This window comes from Sphingobacterium sp. MAE, assembly GCF_056711605.1.
This window is the reverse complement of sequence record NZ_CM160044.1, coordinates 2,147,534-2,168,122: the sequence shown is the minus strand read 5'-3', so window position 1 is coordinate 2,168,122 and position 20,589 is coordinate 2,147,534. Positions and strand designations below refer to the sequence as shown.

Here is a 20,589-nt window from a genome sequence, read left to right as displayed (position 1 = left end):
TCAGGGTAAGTTTTTGAATGGATAACGGAAAGAAATATGCCGCATATAATCAAGGGGATAGTAAAAAGCTATCCCCTTCAGTTTGAGAACCTTTAAAATTGATCTTCTGCCCATTTAATAAGGAGAAAACCTAGTCGCTTTTACGTCGCCGTACTCTCCCCAGGAGCCTACTGGTCAGATAGCTCACGGCCGTACCGACCACGGCCATAAGTGCCGTTTGCAAGAGGTCACTAAAAGAAAAGCTCGCGTAGATGGAACACAGCGTGCCACCGAGCGTACCGATCCGGATATCATTCCCTTTCATCAGGTACCTCCTTTTCTTTCTGCTGCACGGTAGACTCATCCGGTGGAGACTCCTCCGCTCCTTTTTTGTCCGGATCATCCAGTACCGTCTCCACTATACCAAGACCCAGAGCGATATATTTGATGATGTTCAGTGCCTTGCCTGGCAATTTTACAGGCGCTAGCAGGATCACCTACAAGACCTGACCGATTTTATTTATTATTTTTTTCATTTTGTTTAATGTTAGAGGGTTAGAAAATAGTTATGAGGATAGAAGGTTATAAGGTTAGAGCAGTTCCATCGTCACTCCATCACTAGTCACTTCTTTACTACGTTACTCCTTCCACTCGTCAGTACGTCACTATTTAATATGTAAAAACATTTCCTGATCCATATTCCAAAGTGAATAAACCAGAGACTTCAATTTTGCGAGGGCCTTTTTACTTTCCGTACCGCAACCTTCAGCTGTTAATTTTGTTACAGGCGCGATACAGCCCAAAAGCTCTTTCTGCGCATCATTGGCAGCATGGATCAAGATCGCTTCCCTTCCCAAGACCGCAGGAATACCGAACTGTTCTCCATGTCTAGTATATGTTCATTTTTCCAGTTTATAGGTACCTACTGGAATACAGCTGAGCCGACGCAGATTATTACGCCAGGGCAGTTCTGTGGCATCAGAAACATAGTTTTATATTATATTGTAGTTAGATGCTGGTCTAGATTATAGAGAAACTTTTATAATTGAACTGACGAACAGGATGTGTCTCCACGCGGAAAAGTTTTTCTAAATAGTGTTATTGTTCAAGTATCACTAGCAGTTCTTTTTTGTAAAACACTTGAAATCGTGAACTAATATATTTAAATTCTGAAATATTAAATTCGGTTAATGCACGATAAAGATCTATTGAAGAGCTCTTACCTAAATTATAACGTGTTCTGATTGCTTCATAATTTGCTTTATTAGCATCATATGCAGCCTCTACTGCATTAAGCTCCTCCTGTGATGCTTCATACTCCAAGACACTTTGTGATATCACTTGTTTGCGCTCACGAGTAATTTTTTCTCTTTCATAATTTAGGCTTTGTTGGTTAATCTTGGCAATTTTCAAATTAGATCTAGTTATAAACCCGTCAAAAATAGGCATGGAAATAAGAATATTCCCTGATAGAGTGCGATTCTGATTAAACTGATCCCAAAATGGAATGGCTGATCCTGACAGAAAATTTAGCCTCTGAGAGGAGTAATTCGTACCATAATTTCCATTAAGCGATATAGTAGGGAAATAACTGGAACGGGCCATCTTTATTTTTAAATTTCCTAGTTCGATCTGTTTATTGAGTAAGCAGATATAAGGATCATATTTTAAGGTATAATTTGGATGGATTTTCTCAACTAAAAATTTTTGAGGTGGTACAGGTTCTATTTGTTCTGATTCTTCCATCTCGAGCAGTTGCTTAAGTTTCATCATTGATAATTCGTAGACATTTTTGGCAGACACAACATTAAGTTTGTCATTTGCAAGTTTTGATTTTGCCTGGGACAGATCAATCAAAGTACGTTTACCAACCTCAACCAATATTTCTTCCTGATGAAGTAACTGCTCTGAAAGCTGCAATTGACTCTTTCCTGCTCCCCATAAGTCATGATTAATCAATGATTGCGTAAACAGTCCAAGTAATTGTATCTCCAGTTCACGCGTAAGTCGTCGCGTATCCAATGACGCTAACTCCAGACTAAGTTTCTCAGCCTTTAAGGCATTTTGTTTTTGCCCTCCTTGATAAATAGTGATACTCGTCCCTAAACTCCCAGTAGCGTAACTGGACCATTGATTGCCTGTAATGAGTTTACCTGAAAATTGATCAAATACCATCCCCATGGTATGCTGATTGTTCACATTGAACGATAAATTGGGATATAAATTTCCACGGGCAATTGTGATATTATTTTGTGAAATTTGCTCACGTAGCTCACTCTGTTTTAAGCTTATGCTCCTTTCACGCAGTAACTGTACTGCTTGTTGCCAACTTATCTTTTTCTGCGCGTTACACAGATTTATGAAAAAACTTAATAATAGTATTAACAAAAATGATATTAACTTCATTATTTGGAGTGACCTATGTACCTAAGATTATCAAAAAACCGTTCGATCAACCTTCGATCATTGGTTATGATTTCTGCAGTCCCCTTAGCTTCGAACCTAAAATCCAACTGCGTGCCATAATTGGTATTAAGACCTCGCGGAAAAACCAAGGTTACGAGATAAGAATCTATCGTGGAACCATTCCCAATAGTGACTGGACTTGAAACCAAAGAGATATTATTTACCTCACCTTCAATATAACCATATTCTAAATACGGATAATCGGCCATTTTCACAATGACTTTTTGCCCCATTTTCACCTTACCTGCGCCCTGCACAGGTAACATCACTTTACCTAGCACCTCATTTTTCGTTGGAACAATCGAAAATAATGGCTCTCCAGCTTGTACAAATTGGTTGTTTGTCCAAAACTTCAGAAACTGTGCACTACCCTCTACCGGGGAGGTAATAAGATATTGTTTTTCCCAAAGATTGATTTTATCAATTAGGTTATTATAGGCTGTCAGTAATTCTAGATCAAACTGCTGCTCTTTCTCTGACTTGGTGATTTTATTCTGTTGGATTGAATTCTCAGTACTGCTGATTTGCTCTCTGACAGAACCGGAATTACGTAAAGATGTCTTCACCTGGTCTTCTGCTCCTAAATGGCTAACTACAGATTGCTCATATTCCGCCTGACTGATCAAACGTCTAGCTAAAAGAATGGAGTCTCTTTCCAGATATTTATCTGATATTTGAAGGTTAGCACTGCTCAGTTTTTCTTTATCTTTTAATGTACTTAAAGCACTGTGTTGTTCATTCAGGATTTTTGCTAATGATTGCCCATGCTTATCATATAGTTTATGATCTTGATAGTCGGCGAGTTGCTTTATATTGCTTAGCAAAGCTGAATATGGCACTGTCAAGTCTCCTAGATTAAGATTTTTAGGTAAAGTATTATATAATGATCTTGCTTCTGTAAGAGCAAGTGGTAAAGATGTTAAGTGGGATTTGATCTGAGCAATCAATTCAGGACGTGCAGGATTATCAATCCAGGCCAAAAGCTGATCGGGTTGAATCATATCTTGTGATTTAATATTATTGATCTTAAGACGTCCTGCTTGAAAAGCTACAATCTGCAAAGGAGACTGTTCAGAAGATACCGTTACTTCTCCAGTGACGATGTCGGGATATTTGACTATATAACTAAAAAATAATAATAAAATTACAATTAAACACACCAGAAGAGTTACATTCTTAGCAAATGTAATAGGCATGCGTTCCACAATATCTTTTACCTCTTCCGTTCTTTCCGCCTTAATTAAAATGTTTTGCTTAATTTCCATTTTTATTAGCTTGTTAATGTAGCCATTTCCGCCTGACTGTCTATTAATTCAAAGTATCGACCTTTTCTTTCCATCAGGCTATGATGATTACCAACCTCAGCGATTTGCCCATCTTTCATAACGATAATTTGATGCGCTTTGCGGATCGTACTAAGTCGATGAGCAACCACAATCACGGTCTTACCATGGAATATCTCATCAAGAGCCGTTGTAATTTTCTGTTCGTTAATCGTATCTAACGCATTGGTTGCTTCGTCAAAAAATAAAATATCTGGATTTTTATACAGTGCTCTGGCGATCAAAACTCGTTGCTTTTGTCCTCCACTCAATCCTCTTCCGTTTTCGCCCATTTGGGTATGATAGCCAAGTGGTAATTGTTCAATTTCATGAATTATATTGGCCGCTGTTACAGCCTTCTTCAGCCTATCATTATCTAGCCGCTCATCATCAAGAACAATATTATTTAAAATTGTATCATTAAAAATCTTACCATCTTGCATCACGGCACCACAACGATTTCGCCACTGCCTTAATCCAATATTATTGATATTCATATTACCGATGAGGATTTCTCCATAACTTGGAGTGTATAATCTTAAAAGTAATTTTAACAAGGTGGATTTTCCTGATCCACTATCACCAACTATTGCAGTAACCTTCCCTTCCGGAATATTTAAGTATATATTTTTAAGAATGATAGGTGAAACGGCCGTGTACTGAAATGACACATTCTTAACCATAATATCATGATTACCTGCAAGTTCCATATCATTACTACCTGTACCTTCATCTTCCTCTTTTAAAATCTGAATTTCATTTAGACGTAGAAAGCTAATTTGCGCAGACTGAAATGATACCATAAACATTATAAATTGTTGCACTGGACCATTCAGCATTCCTATTATAAATTGTGTAGAAATCATTACACCAAAAGTAATATCGCCAGATATGACAGCCTTTGCGCAGAAAAATGTAATTAATAAGTTTTTAATGCTATCTATAAAATTTGCACCTAGGTTTTGTATATTATTAATGCTCAACATCCGAAGATTTACCTTAAACAGTTTTGCCTGTATCCCTTCCCATTTCCATCTCTTTGCCTGTTCATAGTTGTTGATCTTAATATCTTGTATGCTTCCTATTGTCTCCACCCAATAACTTTGATTTTTCGCAGTTAGTTCAAAATAGTCCCAATCCAGTTTTTTACGCAATTTAAGAAACAACATAACCCATAGTATATACAACATGCTACCAATTAAAAATATATAGAATATAGTCGAATTGTATATTAATAAAACCAAACTAAAGATCACGAATGTCAGTGAAGAAAAGATCAAGTTAAGCGAATTGTTCATAATGAAACTTCTGATACGTTCATGATCATTAGCTCGTTGCAAAATATCTCCTAACATCTTATTTTCAAAAAATGAGACGGGAAGTTTCATTAATTTTATTAAATAATCAGATATCAATGCGATGTTAATTCGTGAAGAAATATGTTGCAATATCCAGTCCCTAACCGCTGAGCTTAAAGTTATACTAACAATAAGTGCTAGATTTGCAAACAATACGATATTAATAAAACTCACATCCTTTGTTTGTATACCAACATCGATGACAGCCTTTGATATAAAAGGTAATGCAGCCTGCATGGCCGTTATCAGCAACATTGTTATACCCAAATAATAAAAACTATTTTTATATGGCATAAAATAGCCACTTAGGTTTTCAAGTAGGCGCCCACGCTCTGATTTTTCTCCAACTTGTCGCTGTTTAAAATCGGCTTGTGGTTCCAGTACAAGAACAACACCTAAATTTCTACTTTCATTTTTTTTTATCCACTTGTCCTCAAACTCTGTCTTTTCACACTTGATATAACCCTTAGCTGGGTCAGAGATATGGAAGAAAACATCACCATTTCTTCTTTTTTTGATATCATATATTACTATAAAGTGATTATTGTCCCAATGAACAATTACTGGAAGAGGCACTTTGAATATCAAGTCATCAATTTCACACCTAAGAGCAAGAGACCGAATACCGATAACTTCTGCAGCATGTGAAATTCCAGCAAGCGAGACTCCTTCTTTAGTGTTGCCACAGAGATCACGGAGATAAGGAAGGGAATAGTATTTCCCATAATATTTGGCAATCATTTTCAGGCAAGAGGGTCCACAATCCATCTTATCAAGCTGGCGGTCTAAAGGAAATTTGACTATTCTCATTCTTATTACAATCGCTGAATCCAGTAGTAAAAGTTAATTTATAGTAGCTAAGCAAGATTAAGCTGGAACTTATCTGAATATTTAATTATTCTTAAACACCAGTGTTAACAGGATCTAATGTTGCTTCTTATGTATATTAGAGATTTTTAGCATCCATATATTTTGAAGGCAAAATAGTGACAGTTCTATCTGCTCGCAGCTCAATGTAAAATTTTATGATGCTGGCGCCGGTTACACCTGAAAAATAAGTAGCCGCGTGCCATTTATTCTGATCATTTCCTATAACCTGTAAAGCCGTGTCCGAAAATGCCGACTGTTTGCCCACAATCAACTTTAATTCTTCGATTGATCTATCATTTCCCTTTTCAATGATTCCTTGCAGTAAAATAATGGAATCCGGTAAATTAGAAATATTTTTCTTTTGCAGATCATCTGCAATTTGTTTAGCAAGATCTTTATATTGACCGTGAAGCCTTGCTGCCATACCATTCGCAACTACCTCGGTTTGTTCACCAGTATTATATCTTAATGAATAGACAATGGAATCTTTGTAAATGGTTTCTCCGATCTCCCAGTGGGTCGGAAAATTGAACTTTTGATTTCCGACCAACTGATTTAAGGAGATTTTGGGTGCTCTAAAATGAATGGGTCCATATTTATTTAATATATCTAAAGAATCACCTTTAAAAGTCATATCATAGTATGATCTACTATCAGGATTATCCCGAACCCAAATAACTTTAGCATGATCTTGTTCTATAGGAGCGGAAATATACTTAACTTCAGGATGATGTTTAAATATATGATTATTTGCAGTGTCGTATAACATAAAGCTGAGAGAAATCAGTGACCTACTTTCGCCTGGCTTATAATTAATGTCCATTTTTATAGTTTCCGCTTTATGGTTCTGATCTTGTGCATAAGAACAAGACCAAAAGAAAAAACTTATTACAGTAAAAAAAAAATAAAATTTATGATTTATCATGGGTTTATGCATTTTTGTCAGATAAAAAATAATGTAAGCTGATCGAGAGGATATATTGGAATGTTTTAATATAATCATCTTCAAAAGTTTTTACAGTCTTTAGAAGCGATAGGCCATTCTCATTTCAGCATTCTTTCTAATGGAAGCTTGGTTAAGAATATGAAAGTATATTAGAGATTTTTAGCATCCATATATTTTGAAGGCAAAATAGTGACAGTTCCATCTGCTCGCAGCTCAATGTAAAATTTTATGATGCTGGCGCCGGTTACACCTGAAAAATAAGTAGCCGCGTGCCATTTATTCTGATCATTTCCTATAACCTGTAAAGCCGTCTCCGAAAATGCCGACTGTTTACCCACGATCAACTTTAATTCTTCGATTGATTGATCATTTCCCTTTTCAATGATTCCTTGCAGTACAATAATGGAATCCGGTAAATTAGAAATATTTTTCTTTTGAAGCTCATCTGCAATTTGCTTGGCAAGATCTTTATATTGACCGTGAAGCCTTGCTGCCATACCATTCGCAACTACCTCGGTTTGTTCACCAGTACTATAACCTAATGAATAAACAATTGAATCTTTATAAATAGTTTCTCCTATCTCCCAATGCGTCGGAAAATTGAACTTTTGATTTCTAATCAACTGATGTAAGGAGATTTCGGGTGCTCTAAAATGAATGGTTCCATATTTATTTAATATATCTAACGAATCACCTTTAAAAGACATATCATAGTACGATCTACTATCGGGATTATCCCGAACCCAAATAACTTCAGGGCGATCTTGTATAAAAGAAACAGCAATATACCGGATCTCAGGGTGAAGTTTAAATATATGATTATTGGCAGTATCGAGTATTTTAAAATTGAGATAAATCAATGAGGTGCTTACCCCGGGTTTATAGTTAATATCCATTTTTATAGTTTCCTCTTTATGGCGCTGATCTTGTGCATAAGATCGAGTCCAAACGAAAACATTCATTAAAATAAAAAAAAACTGGAGCTTATAATTTCTCATGGTTTAACTAAATTTTATAAGATAATAAGTAGTATATTATTATATTCTAAGGACAATCCAAACATATCAATACGACGTAACAAGACTCTTCACTATAATTATCTACGAAATGTCTGTTTCAGTTTGTAGAATCGAGAAGGTCCAAACTCATAAGGTCCTCTTACTTTTCTCATTTCAGCGTATGAAATATCCTCTTTAAGTTCTCCACCACCCATTTTGTAATCGTAAGTATCATTCGAATTTCGTATAGCTGCATGATATGGGCTTGTCATATTACTATCTTCATACAGTACGATCATCTCTCCTTCAGATTGCGAACATTGTTCATAAAACATACTCAGAAATGCATTAAAATTTAGAGCTGCCTCGTCTCCACTAGTGCTCATATTGTTAGCAAACCATAATCCATCTAAACCAGCTGCATATCCAAAACAATTATATCTTTCATTAGGGGTAGGTTGACGATAACCTATAGAATAATCATAAATCAAGTCCACATTATACAATTTAAAAGTATACCCATTAAGTACAATTTCATATTCGCCCATGATAGCAGTACCGTTATTTATACCGTAACCATAGGTAAGTGTGTTGGTATATGTCATGATTATATTACCATTCGCATCTCTGGGCCAAGGATCGTAACTATTATTATAAACAGGTGGTGCGTAAATTACCCAACTATTATTTATATTAACCCATGGATTAAATGAGTAATATCCTCCGTACATTCCTTGATAACTCATATTATAATTTGTTGGAACGACCTGGTTTCCATCGTAACCTCCATTATAATGATAATTTCCATTATTATCTATTGTTAAACTAAATCCAAGCGACTGGAAATAATACAGATAGTCATTAACATCAGCTCCCGCTCCACCAGTAATTGCGGAAAGGAATTCCAGTTTCTCAAAAGGTGAATTTTCCAAACACAATTCCCGTTCAAGGTCTGCAAAAGATAATTTACTTGAGGCTTTCATATTGGTTATTTTTACTAAATTAAAAAAAAGCATTCAATATTCAAAACAATTTGTATTTAAACAAAAAATATTTTAAGTTAGCATAATAACAAGCTAAGGAAATCTTTTAGATTAACACATCAATTGTTTGAATCAATATATAACTAACCTACTTTAACAAATAACTAATAAGACCAATATTTATGAAGGGATTTTCCGTAATAATGCCTACTTATAATCAATCAAGTTTCATTCTACGCGCAATAAAGAGTCTTGAAAAACAAATTTTTAAAGATTGGGAATTGATAATTATTGATGACGGATCAACAGACGAAACAGATTTATATATTAAGAGCGCAACGAATAAAAAGGATTTTACATTAAAACATATCAAAAATGACGAAAACCAAGGGATAGGCTATTCAATAAATCAAGGGATTGAGATTGCATCATACGAATACATTGCATATCTTCCTTCAGATGACTACTTTTATGAAGCACATCTAAGCGTCCTTTTTGAAGCACTTGAAAAATCGGAAAATATTATTCTCGCGTTTAATGGAATGCAATATGAATCTAATAACTCACTGACCATTACGCACGATTTTGAAACAAAAACTACCCGAAGCAACTATTCGTTACAACTCGTTCAAGTCGCTCACAGAAAAACAGACGATAGATGGGTAGAGCGCAACGAATGGGTTTCAGAAAATCTATTTTATACATTTTGGCAAAAATTGACATTTAGAGGAGCGTTCTATCCCACAAAAAAGATTACGTGCTATTGGACTTCACACCCTTATCAGAGACATAAAATAATGTCTGAGCAATATGGTGGAAATTTAAATTATTACCGCAATTTTTATGGCGTTAAAAAACCTTTAAAAATAAAAGCGTCTGATGATAAATTTATTGACGAGACCAAAATGTATGAAAAATTCATTGGGAAAGATATTGCAAATAAATCCAGTGGGTTAAAAATTCTGATCGTAGGCGAACTTGGTTATAATCCTGAGCGAATTTTTTCCCTTGAAAAGGAAGGCCATCAACTTTTTGGATTATGGATAAATCGCCCTCCTTATTCCCATATAAATATTGGTCCTATTCCTTTTGGAAATATCGAATATGTCAACTTAGATGACTATAAAAATCAAATAAAAAAAATAAAACCAGATATAATTTACGCTTTATTAAATTTTTGCGCAATTGATTTAGCATATGAAGTGGTAAAAAGCTTTCCTGATATCCCATTTGTCTGGCATTATAAAGAAAGTCCCCAGGTATCCATTGCAGCTGGCACATGGAAAAAGTTAATTCATTTGTACCATTATGCAGACGGAAGAATATATATAAATGAAGAATGTAAAAACTGGTATGAACAATTTTTGCCTGAAAGTACAATGAGTGAAAGCAAAACTTTCATCTTAGATGGGGACCTACCACATAAAGATTTTTTTACCGATGACTTTTCCCCAAAATTATCCGGAACCGAAGGTGGTGTACATACAGTCGTAGCCGGAAGAATGATTGGAATTAATGTTAATGATATGCAAGCGCTTGCAAATAACAATATCCATTTACATCTGTATACCGAAAGTTACCATCAAAAAAATAAAGATATCATAAATCAGCTTAAAAATAACTTTCCTAATCATTTCCACATACATTCGCACTGCCGTAATTCAAACTGGGTTTCAGAATTTTCAAAATATGATGCTGGTTGGCTACATTTATTTAACAGTAGTAATAAAGGAAATATAGCACTAGCGGGTTGGGATGATTTAAATATCCCTGCAAGGATTTCTGTACTTGCGGCTGCAGGGCTTCCTGTTATACAAAAAGACAATAATGGCCATATTGTTGCAACACAGTCAATCGCTAAAAAATTTAATTTTGGAATATTTTATAATGATTACAACGACTTATCTAAAAAACTAAATAATAAAAAAACAATAAAAGATTTAACAAAAAACATAATAACAAAAAGAAATTATTTTAATTTCGATTACCATATTCCATCGTTAATTAATTTTTTCCGTCTTACCATTGTCTCCAAAAATAATGAAAGATAATATCAGTAATAGCAAAGAATTATTTGCTGTCTCCAACACCTTATTACTTTATTACCCTGCAGTAACCTCTTATAGCTTTTTGGAAGGAAAGTTAGGAATTTCGGCCTTCTTTTACGAATTTGCAAAGCTGAGTGGCCAGGACCAGTATAAATCGATGGCTGATGACACCGTACGTGAACTATTTGTCAAATTCAAGACTAAAAAAATTGCTCTTTTTAACCTTTTTGAAATTGGCATTGGAATATCTTATTTGATTAATAAAAGATTTATTGAACCTGACTTTAGCTCATTGTTAGAAGAAATCGATAAAATGCTGTCTTCTTTTAATCCTGAAATTGCAAAGAATATTCAGGATAATTCAAAACTTGCATGGGTAGGAATATTTGTATTACGCAACAAAGAGAGTATTGAAACACTGAAAATTTCTTTGATTAAGAAAGTATTGGATATATATGAAAACTTCAACGGATTTTATCATTTATCCACACTAGAGATTAATGCAATATTGTATTTCTTGATCGCAATTTCAAACATCCAACAATTTAAACTTAGAGTATCTGAGCTGCTAAAAACAATCGATAATACTTTCTTCACAAACCACACCAAAAAATTAGATTATGATTATTATATTTTAATGAAATTTTATGAAACACATAAAAATCCAACTACAGAGCATCTGTCAAATCTAAGAAATAGCATCCTTACTAATATTGATGATTGTAGCGATACGGATAAATTTATTAAAGAAAACTTACATTCCTTAATATTTGCACCAACTATTAAAACAGTGCAATTAAAAATCGATTTCATTTCTGCCATCCAAAAAGTACAATCGCGCATTATGGATGGTAGCTTTGCAATCAACGATGGATTGGCCGGAATTGGTTTAGCTGTTTTAAATTCAAAATAACTTTAAATATATTATCATAAAGTTTTAATTTCAAATCGCATAATGTGGAAAAACAATATGATTACTTGATAGTAGGCGCGGGATTATTTGGATCTATATGCGCTTATGAATTACAAAAATTAGGGTTTCGTTGCTTAGTTATCGATAAACGTAATCACGTAGGCGGTAATCTATATTGTGAAAAAATAAATAATATAAACGTTCACAAATACGGGGCCCATATTTTCCATACTAATAATGACTTGGTTTGGAAATATATTAATAAATTTTTATCCTTCAATAATTATAGACATTCGGTTATCGCAAATTATAAAAATGAAATTTACAATTTGCCATTTAACATGAACACGTTTGCTCAGCTTTGGAAGATTTCTACCCCTGCGCAAGCCTATGATATATTGGAATCTCAGAGAATACCTTGTCCATCTAATTTCAAAACTCTTGAAGACCATGCCCTTGAAACAGTAGGTCAAGATATCTTTGAAAAATTAATAAAAGGCTATACTACGAAACAATGGGGAAGATCAACTGACAAGCTTCCCGCATCAATTCTGAAAAGAATACCGCTAAGATTTACGTTTAATAATGATTATTTTGGAGATACTTTCCAAGGAATTCCTGTAGGTGGCTACAATCCCCTATTCGAAAAACTTCTGGCGAATGTTGATGTTAAAATATTAACTAACTTTTTTAAAGAAAGATCATATTTCACTTCATTAGCTACAAAAATTATTTACACTGGACCAATAGATGCCTTTTATAATTTTGAATTTGGCTATTTAGATTATAGAAGCCTAGAATTTCAACAAAGAATATTACCTTGTGATAATTTCCAAGGAACATCTGTCGTGAACTACACCGATATTCAGGTGCCTTACACTAGAATCATTGAACATAAGCATTTCGAATTTTCCAATTCACCTTCAACAGTTATTACTTATGAGTTCCCTAAAAACTATGAAGTAGACAGCGAACCCTATTACCCGATAAATGACACAAACAATAATCAACTTTACAGAAAATACCACGAAAAATCCAAAAAAGATGTTAATATAATTTTTGGAGGAAGATTAGCAGAGTATAAATATTATGATATGCATCAAATTATTGCTTCTGCTCTGAAAAAAATTAAAGAAGAGACGGATAGAAAACTATAAGTGACATAAGTAAGTATACCACAGATATGTCTCACCAAATGTTGCTGCAGAAAAGTCATCTTTATCATAAAAGGAAAATGCACCCCATTACGGAGTGCATTAATTTGGCTAATCAATTGCAAAATTGGCACAAACAAAATCACTTCCCTCTTCGCCTGCCCACTCTCCCAAGCAGTCTACTCGTCACAAAACTGACCACCGTACCTACTGCAGCCATCAATACTGTCTGCGCAAGATCGCCAAAAGAGAATGAAGCCCAGATCGAGCACAGCGTGCCACCCATTGCACCCAATCGGATATCATTCCATTTCATCGGATACCTCCTTTTCTTTCTGCTGCACAATAGACTCATCCGGCGGAGACTCCTCCGCTTCCTTTTTGTCCGGATCATCCAGCACCGTCTCTACTATACCAAGCCCCAGCGCGATATATTTGATGATATGCAGTGCCTTTCCTGGCAATTTAACAGGTGCTAGCAGGATCACCTGCAAGACCTGACCGATTTTATTGATTATTTTTTTCATTTTGTTTAATGTTTGAAGGTTAAATGGTTAGAGGGTTAGAGGGTTAGAGGGTTAAATGATTAGAGGGTTATGAGGTTAGAAGGTTAGATGTTAGAAAACGTTACTCCGTCACTAGTTACTCTGTTACTCCATCACTACGTTACTGGTTACTCGTCACTTCGTTACTCGATCACTACGTTACTCTGTCACTAGTTACTCTGTTACTCCGTCACTCGTTACTCCGTTACTTCTTCACTCGTCACTATTTAATATGTAAAAACACTTCCTGATCCATATCCCACAGCGAATACACCAAAGCTTTTAACTTTTCCAGCGCTTTACGGCTCTCCGTACCGCAACCTTCAGCTGTTAATTTTGTCACAGGAGCGATACAGCCCAAAAGCTCTTTCTGCGCATCATTGGCAGCATGGATCAATATTGCTTCCCTTCCCAATACCGCAGGAATACCGATCTGTTCCCCATGTCGGGTATATGTTCTTTTTTCCAGTTTATAGGTACCTACGGGAATACAGCTGAGCCGACGCAGATTATTACGCCAGGGCAGTTCAATCGTATGGCATACCAGCTCACCATCATAGGTCAGGGCGCCATTTGTACCTTGTGCTCCATAAGTCCGTTGGAGATGCAAGATTTGTTTAGTTGACATATTCTATATTTCATCGTTATCATTAAATAGACAATTTGTTCTGATCAGAAGGGATATATCGGGAGGCAGCGGTTAGTAAAAACCCACCTGCCTCCCGAAAATATCCTTCACGACATCATCACCTTAGATTAAGGCATGATCACCTGATTAATGGTCAGCGCATTATACTGTCCATTGGCCAGCGGATAGTAGGCATTGTTGACCATCTGAAAATAGCCAGTACCTACCAAAACCAATACACTTTTTTCAGGATCAGCATCGAGCGAAGCCATGATGTCCAGATCCATAGGCAGCATTTCTCCCAGTTTGATGTAAGCAGATCTACGGATGATAGGGCGCTGATCCAATTCATCTCCCGAAAACTCCTGCAGCACCAGCGTATACTGCACATGGGTAGCGCCACTCAATTTGGCGATGTGCAGGTTGGGAATCAGCTGCGGGCATGAAAAAAATCCATCACCGGTAAACCGGTCGTACGTGACCGTAAAGGGTTTTAAGGTGATGGCGCGCAAACTGGATCGTTGATTGCACTCCATTCCTTCCAGTAAGACCAAGTTTTCAGGCACGATCACCCTTTCCCCGCGGATATTCACCGAATCCATCTGAATAACTTTGAGCAATCGGCTTGCTAAACGTTGGCTGAATTTATTATCCGCATTTTCAAACAGCACATCGCGCAGCAGTTCACGCAGCTTTTTACCATCCTGCTGTGACCGGCCAAACTCACTCCCATTCTCACGGGTACGGGCAAATGCCGGATCGTTCGCAATTCGGTCACCCGAAACACCGGTTTTCATACGTGCTTGGTAACCCACACTTTTTGATTTGTAAAAGGAAAGATCCCCGATCGTTCCTTTTAATTTGATTAAACTTTCTACTCTTGCCATGACTTTATTGTTTTGACATTACGAAGATGGCTATCCATCCAGGAGCAGTAGGTCCAAAAGTGGAGATAGGCGGAAATATGGGGAATAATGATACCGTTTTACTTAATCTCAGGCGATAATAATCTAAATCATTAGGAATAAAACTGATTTCTAAAGGAAAAACTTATTTTAGTAAATGAATAACCAATAACAGCATTTTTCTGGAGAGGAATTAAACCTGATTTGCAAAATTGAAGCGTAATGACGCATCGGTCAAGTAGATGTTAGGCATCGATAAAGCATGGCATAAGCATATATAAAGCATAGATAGTGAATAGATACAGTATTAAAACAGGGTGTTTGATACACTTACCACGCACTTACTATACACTTATGCTATTTCAATACCGCACATAGGCAAACAAGCTTTACCCATACGGTATCAATGCTTGATACTTGCCTAGCAGATGGTTTAATAGAGAATGTCTGTCTATGGTAGCGCACCATCCATATTCATTCACACGATGATCTGATCGACAGATCATCCCTCAAAGTAAACTTACAATGAAAAATAAATATCGTCTATGTATCTATCCCAAAGAAGCAGCAGCGATCTTGGGACGCACTGAAAAGCACACCTATAAAATCTTTCAGGCTATCCGTGACTGCTACGGACTAAAATCCAATCAGTATGTCAGCATCAGCATATTTGCCGATTATACCGGATTGCCCGAAGAGGAAATCAGAAAGCTCCTGCTTTAACTGATTCCATTAGAAACAGCTGGAGAGGACTGTTTCTTTGACCTAAAAGGACGTGATCGAAATCATTACTTCCGTATCGGAATCCATGTATCCCAACCATCATGCACTAAAGAATTTCTATTTTCCCAAAAGACTTTAATCTTTTTGTCCGAGATCCCTTTACCAAAAGTTAACATCATATAAATATCTTCAGGTCGCATTTTGCGCTGCAGTCCGATCATCGATTCTGTATGCAATATCAGCTGAGATCCTTTTTTATAATAGGGAAAGTCTACCAACAGCATGTTGATCATATAGTTATCCGATATTTTAACCAACCAATGTTGCAACCCTTGTTCTTCCAGTGCCCTCATGATATGGTTACACAGCACCACAGATCCATCTGAAAAAATAACATGACGTTGCCTATGCTGCGTTTTCACCCCAACAATATCAAAAAAACGGATCATCCACAGATCTTTATACAGCGGACCGATACCGGCCACATGGACCAAATACGTGTACATTTCATTCAAAGCAATTTTCTGTGGTAATCGTGATCCGTCATCATGAGTCGCCGGAGTCGGAATTTGCGTTCTGGTTTCCACATATATTTCTTTAATCACCTCATGCTTGATGATGACCTCTTTGACCACTTCTTCTTTCACCGTCACTTCCTTGACGACTTCGACGATTTCTCTTTTATAAACGCGAATAGCCCAAGCACTATCTTTATCAAATAGATAAGCTATTCCTAACATTACAAGCGTTAAAATGGAGATTCGCCAGATCATATTCATCCACAATATATCCCAAAATTCATCCCTATCCCAAATCCATAATGATGTAAATGCTATAAAAACAAGCAGTACCGGAGCCACAGCGCAACCGTAATACATTAATTTCTTTAGATGAATATTCCGTTGTACAATATCATTTTCCAACCTTCTTCCAAAACAATAACGTACATAGGATATATAGACTATACTCACAAATAGATAGACCGACATGATTAAATAGAGCCATACAAACCCCATGCTCCAAACTTCCAGATTATTCCAGATCAACCGATATCCCAACTTATTATAAACAACTGGGAAGACGATAAAAACACAGATATAAAAGATGGTTCGATTCTTTTTAGAAGCTGAAATTTTAAGGAACATAAGATTAGATTTGAATAATAATAACTTATGAGAAATATTGATTAACTCAAAAGTAGCATTAATATGAATAATAAAAAAAATAAAATCTAAGAAATCCACAATTTTAATTTAATTATAAACCGTTTTTTAATCTTTCGTTACAAACTTAAGTTCAAAAACATACCATGATAACATCCAGATGTCAACGTTAAGCTATAAAATAACCATCTTAAACGTCGTAACTTTTTTGAGTATGCAAAAACGCACATTTATTAAAGAAATTTGGATTATATATTAATACCTTTTTTATGAAACAATCATTTGATGAATTTGGCGTTGCCTATGTCCAATACGCTGTATTTGGATTATTAGCAATAGATTTAGTGCTGGAGTGCCAATTTTTACGGTCTGATTTTACGGGATGGATGAATAGTAAATTTAACTTACATGTCAATCAACATCAGCAGTTACTGCTGATGCCTGCATCACTCAAAAATGCTCTTGCCCATGCTATCGCTCGGTCGTGGGAGCATGGACTGGCTGTCACCTTTATCAAAGATACCCAAGCCGAGCATGACGTACCCGATCAAAAAGAACTCGTTATTATTGGCCTAGATAATCTAGTCAATCAACATCACAGCTCATGCATAATAACCATTACACCCCTTATGATCCATATCCGGTATAAATATAAGCACTGATCGGGACAAGTTTATTGTTCCCATCATCTTGTTGACCAACATGTGGGAGGCGAACATATTCCAGTCAATAAAATATAATAACCAAAAGAAATAATGATGGAAATATCAAAACATGAAAATCTACTATTTGATACCCTTCAAGAGATTGCTCCAGTATCACCAGATTTATGGAAATGTTTTCGCGAAGTCGTCGAAATTAAATCTTATAAAAAAGGTAGGATACTTAATGCCGGCTTACTAGATCTCTATATCGTCCTTGAAGGTATCGTTATCAAACGCGAGGACCATACTAATCAAGTGATTGACTTCATCTGCAAAAAGCAGTTTATCTTTCACAATGAAAAAATAGATCACTGCTATTTCGAAGTCGATCATGATGCAGTGGTAGCCTATATCAGTAGCGACAACCTATTGAAACTATCAACAGAATATCTCAAATTTAAAGAGCACATGAAGTATTTTGGAGCCGATGTATTGAAGCAACGATCGCTACGGGGCAGATTCATTATACTTACAGCGCGTGAAAGGAAAATCAAACTATTAGAACTGTATCCCGAGGTATACATCAATTGCAGTACAGCAGATAAAAGTAGCTTTTTAGGAATGACCGCTAATTATTACAGCAGTATCATTATTTAAAGTACTCGACAAACCTCTACCTCCATATATCGATATTTCGAGCCTGACTGCTAACCCTTCCACATCAGTGGTATTACACACTAAAATCGTAGTTCCAATGCTATGATTTTAGTGTTTATTTTCTCCAAATTTGTAGTTCATTTTCTCCGAATTCGTAGTTCCAAACCGCCCCTTCTAGCCCTAACTTTACTTTAGTTGATCGATTTAACAACTACGGATGTCTCCTCTCCCATTGGTGGTTAGCAGATTGATCACATATAAGATGCAGGAGGTGTACGTCAACGAGAGCGATACCAGTATAATACAAGCAGAACCCAAGTTCACCTCAAGCATCTCAGGTTATAAACTAGATTTTTAAACATGAAGCGACAGCAGCAAAATAGTACGGGACAATCTGGCAGGCAGCCAAAAAGAAAGCGCTTTGCTAGCTCTGGGATGAGCTGCAAGTCTACAGCTACGAGCTGCAGGACTGCTGTACAGATCTCGGTAGACCGCAGGTCTTTATTAGGAAGCTGCTGTTGCGCCGGTCCAGTGCGCGATGCACATGGACGTAGATTTACGACATTCCCCAGATTATGGTACGGGGAAAAAGTTTTTGGTCAAATAAGGAGTCCTAAAGCCAAAAAAAGCAACCTCCATTTGGAAGTTGCAGGGGGCCAATACGCTGATAACGTATTGTGATCAATTTATAAACCTAATTAAATATAGTAAAAAAGGAGGTCATTATGGCTTGGTATTCACTTACAGGTCCTAACCCGACAAATCCAAATGACTATACATTTCAATCAAGCCAGCCGTCTTGTCCAGGCGCAGAAGAAATCTGTGCTATTCAAGCAAATGCTAGTGGAGCGAACAAACCTGTCATTACTCAAGCGTTGCTTGAGGAAATGGTTGACGCTTTACACAACGGTGCCGCTACTGCAAATGTTAAGTTAAAGGATCGGGCTTAAGAGTCTTACATCGGCATTTGCCAAATTTTAGAAAGGGTATGGCAAGAAAGCCATACCCTTTTTGATTATTCAGATTCGATAACAAAAACCCCGACATCTCCGACACCTTCTACAAGCTCGAGACCATGAAAATTGAGTTGCTGATTCAATTCTTCCAAATTTGAAAATGTTCCAATAGTCATCTTTTGCTTACTCTTTACCTGATCGATAATTGGCAAGTACACACCCGAAAGACCGATATAACTCGTGAGCACTCCAGTTCCTTCAAACTCTTGCTCATTCTTTGTGTGTTGAGAATCTATTTTATGCGCGGCACTCTTGCGTAGTAGTAAGCATTTCATTTTTTTTGTACTCCAGTAGGATCGAATTCCTAGCAGTGAGTGAATATCATGGAGTACGATTTTTGCCTGTACAGAATCTAGCCTTTTTACCACATCCAGACGTTCATAAGTTATAGCATGCTTTACTGACCACGCTTCACCTTTATGACCCAAATCGTCATATATACTTGAGTCGGGCACATGCCAGACTACCCGATTAGGAGTGGCCAAAAATGGAGGTTTCTGTATAAATCCCCAGATATTCAGTAAAGAACGCAAGATCGATCTATTGCTAATCGTTGTTTTAAATAGGCCTGATGCGCTATCTAGATCAAATTTTAAGGGTTTGCTAGGCACACCATCCTGATAACCCGATATTCGTACTCCAGTATTCCTTTTGCCTGCATCATTTTTGTCCATTAAATCAACAGTTCCGAAATCATTTTTAATCGGCAGGCTGATACTCGCATTTTTATAAAGCTGTAAAATATTCGCGGCAGTGACTAGTCGATTGAAGGTTATAGCCTGTACTTTTCCCTGATACAGCATGACCACATGTGGTGCAGCCTGATAAGGGAACAATTTGCGCAGCACCGTATCACCATATATGATCGGAAGGTTAACCTTATTTTCTTTTAAGAACTTATTGCTGTCAAAAAACTTCTGTAAAGTGGCTTTATCCTGCCACGTCACGTGAATGACCTGAAGTTTATCGCTATACTCCTGTTGCAATTTCTGCAGATGCGGCATCGCTTGTATACATGTCGCGCAGTAAGTATCAAAAAAATCGAGTACGATCACTTTATTCCGCAAACTTGCCCAGTCGACCGTATGTAGATCACCTCTCATTACATCAACTTTTTCGGGACCTTGAAATTCTGCTCCGATCTTCAAAGCCTGAGTTAAATCGTATCTGCGGTTCTCCTGTGCAGATAAGCTGCTGATGCTAAAAAATAGCAGTAAGCATACAGCTCCTTTGGAAAACATGTTATATATTTTTTCTTTTTGACTCATATC

At 36.4% G+C, this 20,589-nt stretch carries 20 protein-coding genes and 1 pseudogene; 8 read left to right on the top strand and 13 right to left on the bottom strand.

Annotated elements, in window-relative coordinates; genetic code table 11:
* Positions 1 to 290 precede the first annotated feature (290 nt).
* From AC06G9_RS09180 to AC06G9_RS09145, 8 genes and pseudogenes are all read right to left on the bottom strand, one after another.
* Positions 291 to 476, bottom strand: coding sequence for a hypothetical protein (locus AC06G9_RS09180; RefSeq protein ID WP_480957964.1), 186 nt, complete (start codon positions 474 to 476; stop codon positions 291 to 293).
* A 168-nt stretch (positions 477 to 644) separates the two neighbouring features.
* Positions 645 to 851 (bottom strand): annotated as a pseudogene (locus AC06G9_RS09175) (DUF5675 family protein); the annotation flags it as partial.
* A 226-nt stretch (positions 852 to 1,077) separates the two neighbouring features.
* Complete coding sequence (locus AC06G9_RS09170) at positions 1,078 to 2,385, bottom strand: TolC family protein (RefSeq protein WP_480957963.1); 1,308 nt, start codon at positions 2,383 to 2,385, stop codon at positions 1,078 to 1,080.
* The gene (locus AC06G9_RS09165) at positions 2,385 to 3,710 is read right to left on the bottom strand and encodes a hypothetical protein (RefSeq protein ID WP_480957962.1); all 1,326 of its coding nucleotides are present in this window, start codon (positions 3,708 to 3,710) and stop codon (positions 2,385 to 2,387) included. Before AC06G9_RS09165 ends, AC06G9_RS09170 begins: the two co-directional genes overlap by 1 nt.
* Positions 3,711 to 3,715: 5 nt before the next feature.
* Positions 3,716 to 5,935, bottom strand: a complete 2,220-nt coding sequence (locus AC06G9_RS09160) for a peptidase domain-containing ABC transporter (protein ID WP_480957961.1) — start codon at positions 5,933 to 5,935, stop codon at positions 3,716 to 3,718.
* Between the two features lie 136 nt (positions 5,936 to 6,071).
* Complete coding sequence (locus tag AC06G9_RS09155) at positions 6,072 to 6,818, bottom strand: hypothetical protein (protein WP_480957960.1); 747 nt, start codon at positions 6,816 to 6,818, stop codon at positions 6,072 to 6,074.
* A gap of 272 nt (positions 6,819 to 7,090) precedes the next feature.
* A complete protein-coding gene (locus tag AC06G9_RS09150; protein ID WP_480957959.1) occupies positions 7,091 to 7,939 on the bottom strand; it encodes a hypothetical protein in 849 nt (282 codons plus the stop codon).
* Between the two features lie 98 nt (positions 7,940 to 8,037).
* Complete coding sequence (locus AC06G9_RS09145; RefSeq protein ID WP_480957958.1) at positions 8,038 to 8,922, bottom strand: DUF7689 domain-containing protein; 885 nt, start codon at positions 8,920 to 8,922, stop codon at positions 8,038 to 8,040.
* 182 nt (positions 8,923 to 9,104) lie between these two features.
* Between AC06G9_RS09145 and AC06G9_RS09140 the strand changes: the two genes are divergently transcribed.
* Genes AC06G9_RS09140 through glf form a run of 3 tightly spaced genes read left to right on the top strand, consistent with a single transcriptional unit; the run spans position 9,105 to position 13,040 of the window.
* Positions 9,105 to 10,973 carry a glycosyltransferase family 2 protein gene (locus AC06G9_RS09140; RefSeq protein WP_480957957.1) on the top strand — a complete coding sequence of 623 codons (1,869 nt, stop codon included), beginning with the start codon at positions 9,105 to 9,107 and terminating at the stop codon, positions 10,971 to 10,973.
* Positions 10,963 to 11,883, top strand: a complete 921-nt coding sequence (locus tag AC06G9_RS09135) for a hypothetical protein (RefSeq protein WP_480957956.1) — start codon at positions 10,963 to 10,965, stop codon at positions 11,881 to 11,883. Before AC06G9_RS09140 ends, AC06G9_RS09135 begins: the two co-directional genes overlap by 11 nt.
* Positions 11,884 to 11,927: 44 nt before the next feature.
* The gene (glf, locus tag AC06G9_RS09130) at positions 11,928 to 13,040 is read left to right on the top strand and encodes a UDP-galactopyranose mutase (protein WP_293924826.1); all 1,113 of its coding nucleotides are present in this window, start codon (positions 11,928 to 11,930) and stop codon (positions 13,038 to 13,040) included.
* Between the two features lie 299 nt (positions 13,041 to 13,339).
* Here the strand turns inward: glf and AC06G9_RS09125 are convergent, their stop codons facing one another.
* From AC06G9_RS09125 to AC06G9_RS09115, 3 genes are all read right to left on the bottom strand, one after another.
* On the bottom strand, positions 13,340 to 13,564 hold the full coding sequence (locus tag AC06G9_RS09125) for a hypothetical protein (protein WP_293924824.1): 225 nt from the start codon (positions 13,562 to 13,564) through the stop codon (positions 13,340 to 13,342).
* Positions 13,565 to 13,805: 241 nt separating this feature from the next.
* Positions 13,806 to 14,210 carry a DUF5675 family protein gene (locus AC06G9_RS09120; RefSeq protein ID WP_480957955.1) on the bottom strand — a complete coding sequence of 135 codons (405 nt, stop codon included), beginning with the start codon at positions 14,208 to 14,210 and terminating at the stop codon, positions 13,806 to 13,808.
* A gap of 128 nt (positions 14,211 to 14,338) precedes the next feature.
* Entirely contained in the window at positions 14,339 to 15,097 is a 759-nt protein-coding gene (locus tag AC06G9_RS09115; protein ID WP_480957954.1) for a hypothetical protein, read from the bottom strand.
* A gap of 543 nt (positions 15,098 to 15,640) precedes the next feature.
* Between AC06G9_RS09115 and AC06G9_RS09110 the strand changes: the two genes are divergently transcribed.
* Entirely contained in the window at positions 15,641 to 15,838 is a 198-nt protein-coding gene (locus AC06G9_RS09110; RefSeq protein ID WP_108157712.1) for a hypothetical protein, read from the top strand.
* A gap of 65 nt (positions 15,839 to 15,903) precedes the next feature.
* Here the strand turns inward: AC06G9_RS09110 and AC06G9_RS09105 are convergent, their stop codons facing one another.
* Positions 15,904 to 16,983 carry a hypothetical protein gene (locus tag AC06G9_RS09105; protein WP_480957953.1) on the bottom strand — a complete coding sequence of 360 codons (1,080 nt, stop codon included), beginning with the start codon at positions 16,981 to 16,983 and terminating at the stop codon, positions 15,904 to 15,906.
* Positions 16,984 to 17,270: 287 nt separating this feature from the next.
* On the opposite strand from AC06G9_RS09105, the gene AC06G9_RS09100 reads away from it, so the two are divergent.
* The 4 genes from AC06G9_RS09100 to AC06G9_RS09085 all read left to right on the top strand — a co-directional run bounded on the left by AC06G9_RS09100 (position 17,271) and on the right by AC06G9_RS09085 (position 19,252).
* A complete protein-coding gene (locus tag AC06G9_RS09100; RefSeq protein ID WP_480957952.1) occupies positions 17,271 to 17,663 on the top strand; it encodes a hypothetical protein in 393 nt (130 codons plus the stop codon).
* 93 nt (positions 17,664 to 17,756) lie between these two features.
* Positions 17,757 to 18,302, top strand: coding sequence for a cyclic nucleotide-binding domain-containing protein (locus tag AC06G9_RS09095; protein ID WP_480957951.1), 546 nt, complete (start codon positions 17,757 to 17,759; stop codon positions 18,300 to 18,302).
* 360 nt (positions 18,303 to 18,662) lie between these two features.
* Positions 18,663 to 18,983, top strand: a complete 321-nt coding sequence (locus AC06G9_RS09090; protein WP_480957950.1) for a hypothetical protein — start codon at positions 18,663 to 18,665, stop codon at positions 18,981 to 18,983.
* A 44-nt stretch (positions 18,984 to 19,027) separates the two neighbouring features.
* On the top strand, positions 19,028 to 19,252 hold the full coding sequence (locus AC06G9_RS09085; RefSeq protein WP_260949722.1) for a hypothetical protein: 225 nt from the start codon (positions 19,028 to 19,030) through the stop codon (positions 19,250 to 19,252).
* Between the two features lie 65 nt (positions 19,253 to 19,317).
* Here the strand turns inward: AC06G9_RS09085 and AC06G9_RS09080 are convergent, their stop codons facing one another.
* Positions 19,318 to 20,586: a TlpA family protein disulfide reductase gene (locus AC06G9_RS09080; RefSeq protein WP_480957949.1), complete on the bottom strand. Its 1,269-nt coding sequence runs from the start codon at positions 20,584 to 20,586 to the stop codon at positions 19,318 to 19,320.
* Positions 20,587 to 20,589 lie beyond the last annotated feature (3 nt).

Bases quoted from the DNA above. Each gene is read 5' to 3' on its own strand.
- AC06G9_RS09155 (WP_480957960.1), bottom strand. From the start codon at position 6,818: ATGGACATTAATTATAAGCCAGGCGAAAGTAGGTCACTGATTTCTCTC.
- AC06G9_RS09165 (WP_480957962.1), bottom strand. From the start codon at position 3,710: ATGGAAATTAAGCAAAACATTTTAATTAAGGCGGAAAGAACGGAAGAG.
- AC06G9_RS09145 (WP_480957958.1), bottom strand. From the start codon at position 8,922: ATGAAAGCCTCAAGTAAATTATCTTTTGCAGACCTTGAACGGGAATTG.
- AC06G9_RS09090 (WP_480957950.1), top strand. From the start codon at position 18,663: ATGAAGCGACAGCAGCAAAATAGTACGGGACAATCTGGCAGGCAGCCA.
- AC06G9_RS09105 (WP_480957953.1), bottom strand. From the start codon at position 16,983: ATGTTCCTTAAAATTTCAGCTTCTAAAAAGAATCGAACCATCTTTTAT.
- AC06G9_RS09125 (WP_293924824.1), bottom strand. From the start codon at position 13,564: ATGAAAAAAATAATCAATAAAATCGGTCAGGTCTTGCAGGTGATCCTG.
- AC06G9_RS09170 (WP_480957963.1), bottom strand. From the start codon at position 2,385: ATGAAGTTAATATCATTTTTGTTAATACTATTATTAAGTTTTTTCATA.
- AC06G9_RS09120 (WP_480957955.1), bottom strand. From the start codon at position 14,210: ATGTCAACTAAACAAATCTTGCATCTCCAACGGACTTATGGAGCACAA.
- AC06G9_RS09140 (WP_480957957.1), top strand. From the start codon at position 9,105: ATGAAGGGATTTTCCGTAATAATGCCTACTTATAATCAATCAAGTTTC.
- AC06G9_RS09110 (WP_108157712.1), top strand. From the start codon at position 15,641: ATGAAAAATAAATATCGTCTATGTATCTATCCCAAAGAAGCAGCAGCG.
- AC06G9_RS09150 (WP_480957959.1), bottom strand. From the start codon at position 7,939: ATGAGAAATTATAAGCTCCAGTTTTTTTTTATTTTAATGAATGTTTTC.
- AC06G9_RS09115 (WP_480957954.1), bottom strand. From the start codon at position 15,097: ATGGCAAGAGTAGAAAGTTTAATCAAATTAAAAGGAACGATCGGGGAT.
- AC06G9_RS09080 (WP_480957949.1), bottom strand. From the start codon at position 20,586: ATGAGTCAAAAAGAAAAAATATATAACATGTTTTCCAAAGGAGCTGTA.
- AC06G9_RS09085 (WP_260949722.1), top strand. From the start codon at position 19,028: ATGGCTTGGTATTCACTTACAGGTCCTAACCCGACAAATCCAAATGAC.
- AC06G9_RS09160 (WP_480957961.1), bottom strand. From the start codon at position 5,935: ATGAGAATAGTCAAATTTCCTTTAGACCGCCAGCTTGATAAGATGGAT.
- AC06G9_RS09100 (WP_480957952.1), top strand. From the start codon at position 17,271: ATGAAACAATCATTTGATGAATTTGGCGTTGCCTATGTCCAATACGCT.
- AC06G9_RS09095 (WP_480957951.1), top strand. From the start codon at position 17,757: ATGATGGAAATATCAAAACATGAAAATCTACTATTTGATACCCTTCAA.
- AC06G9_RS09135 (WP_480957956.1), top strand. From the start codon at position 10,963: ATGAAAGATAATATCAGTAATAGCAAAGAATTATTTGCTGTCTCCAAC.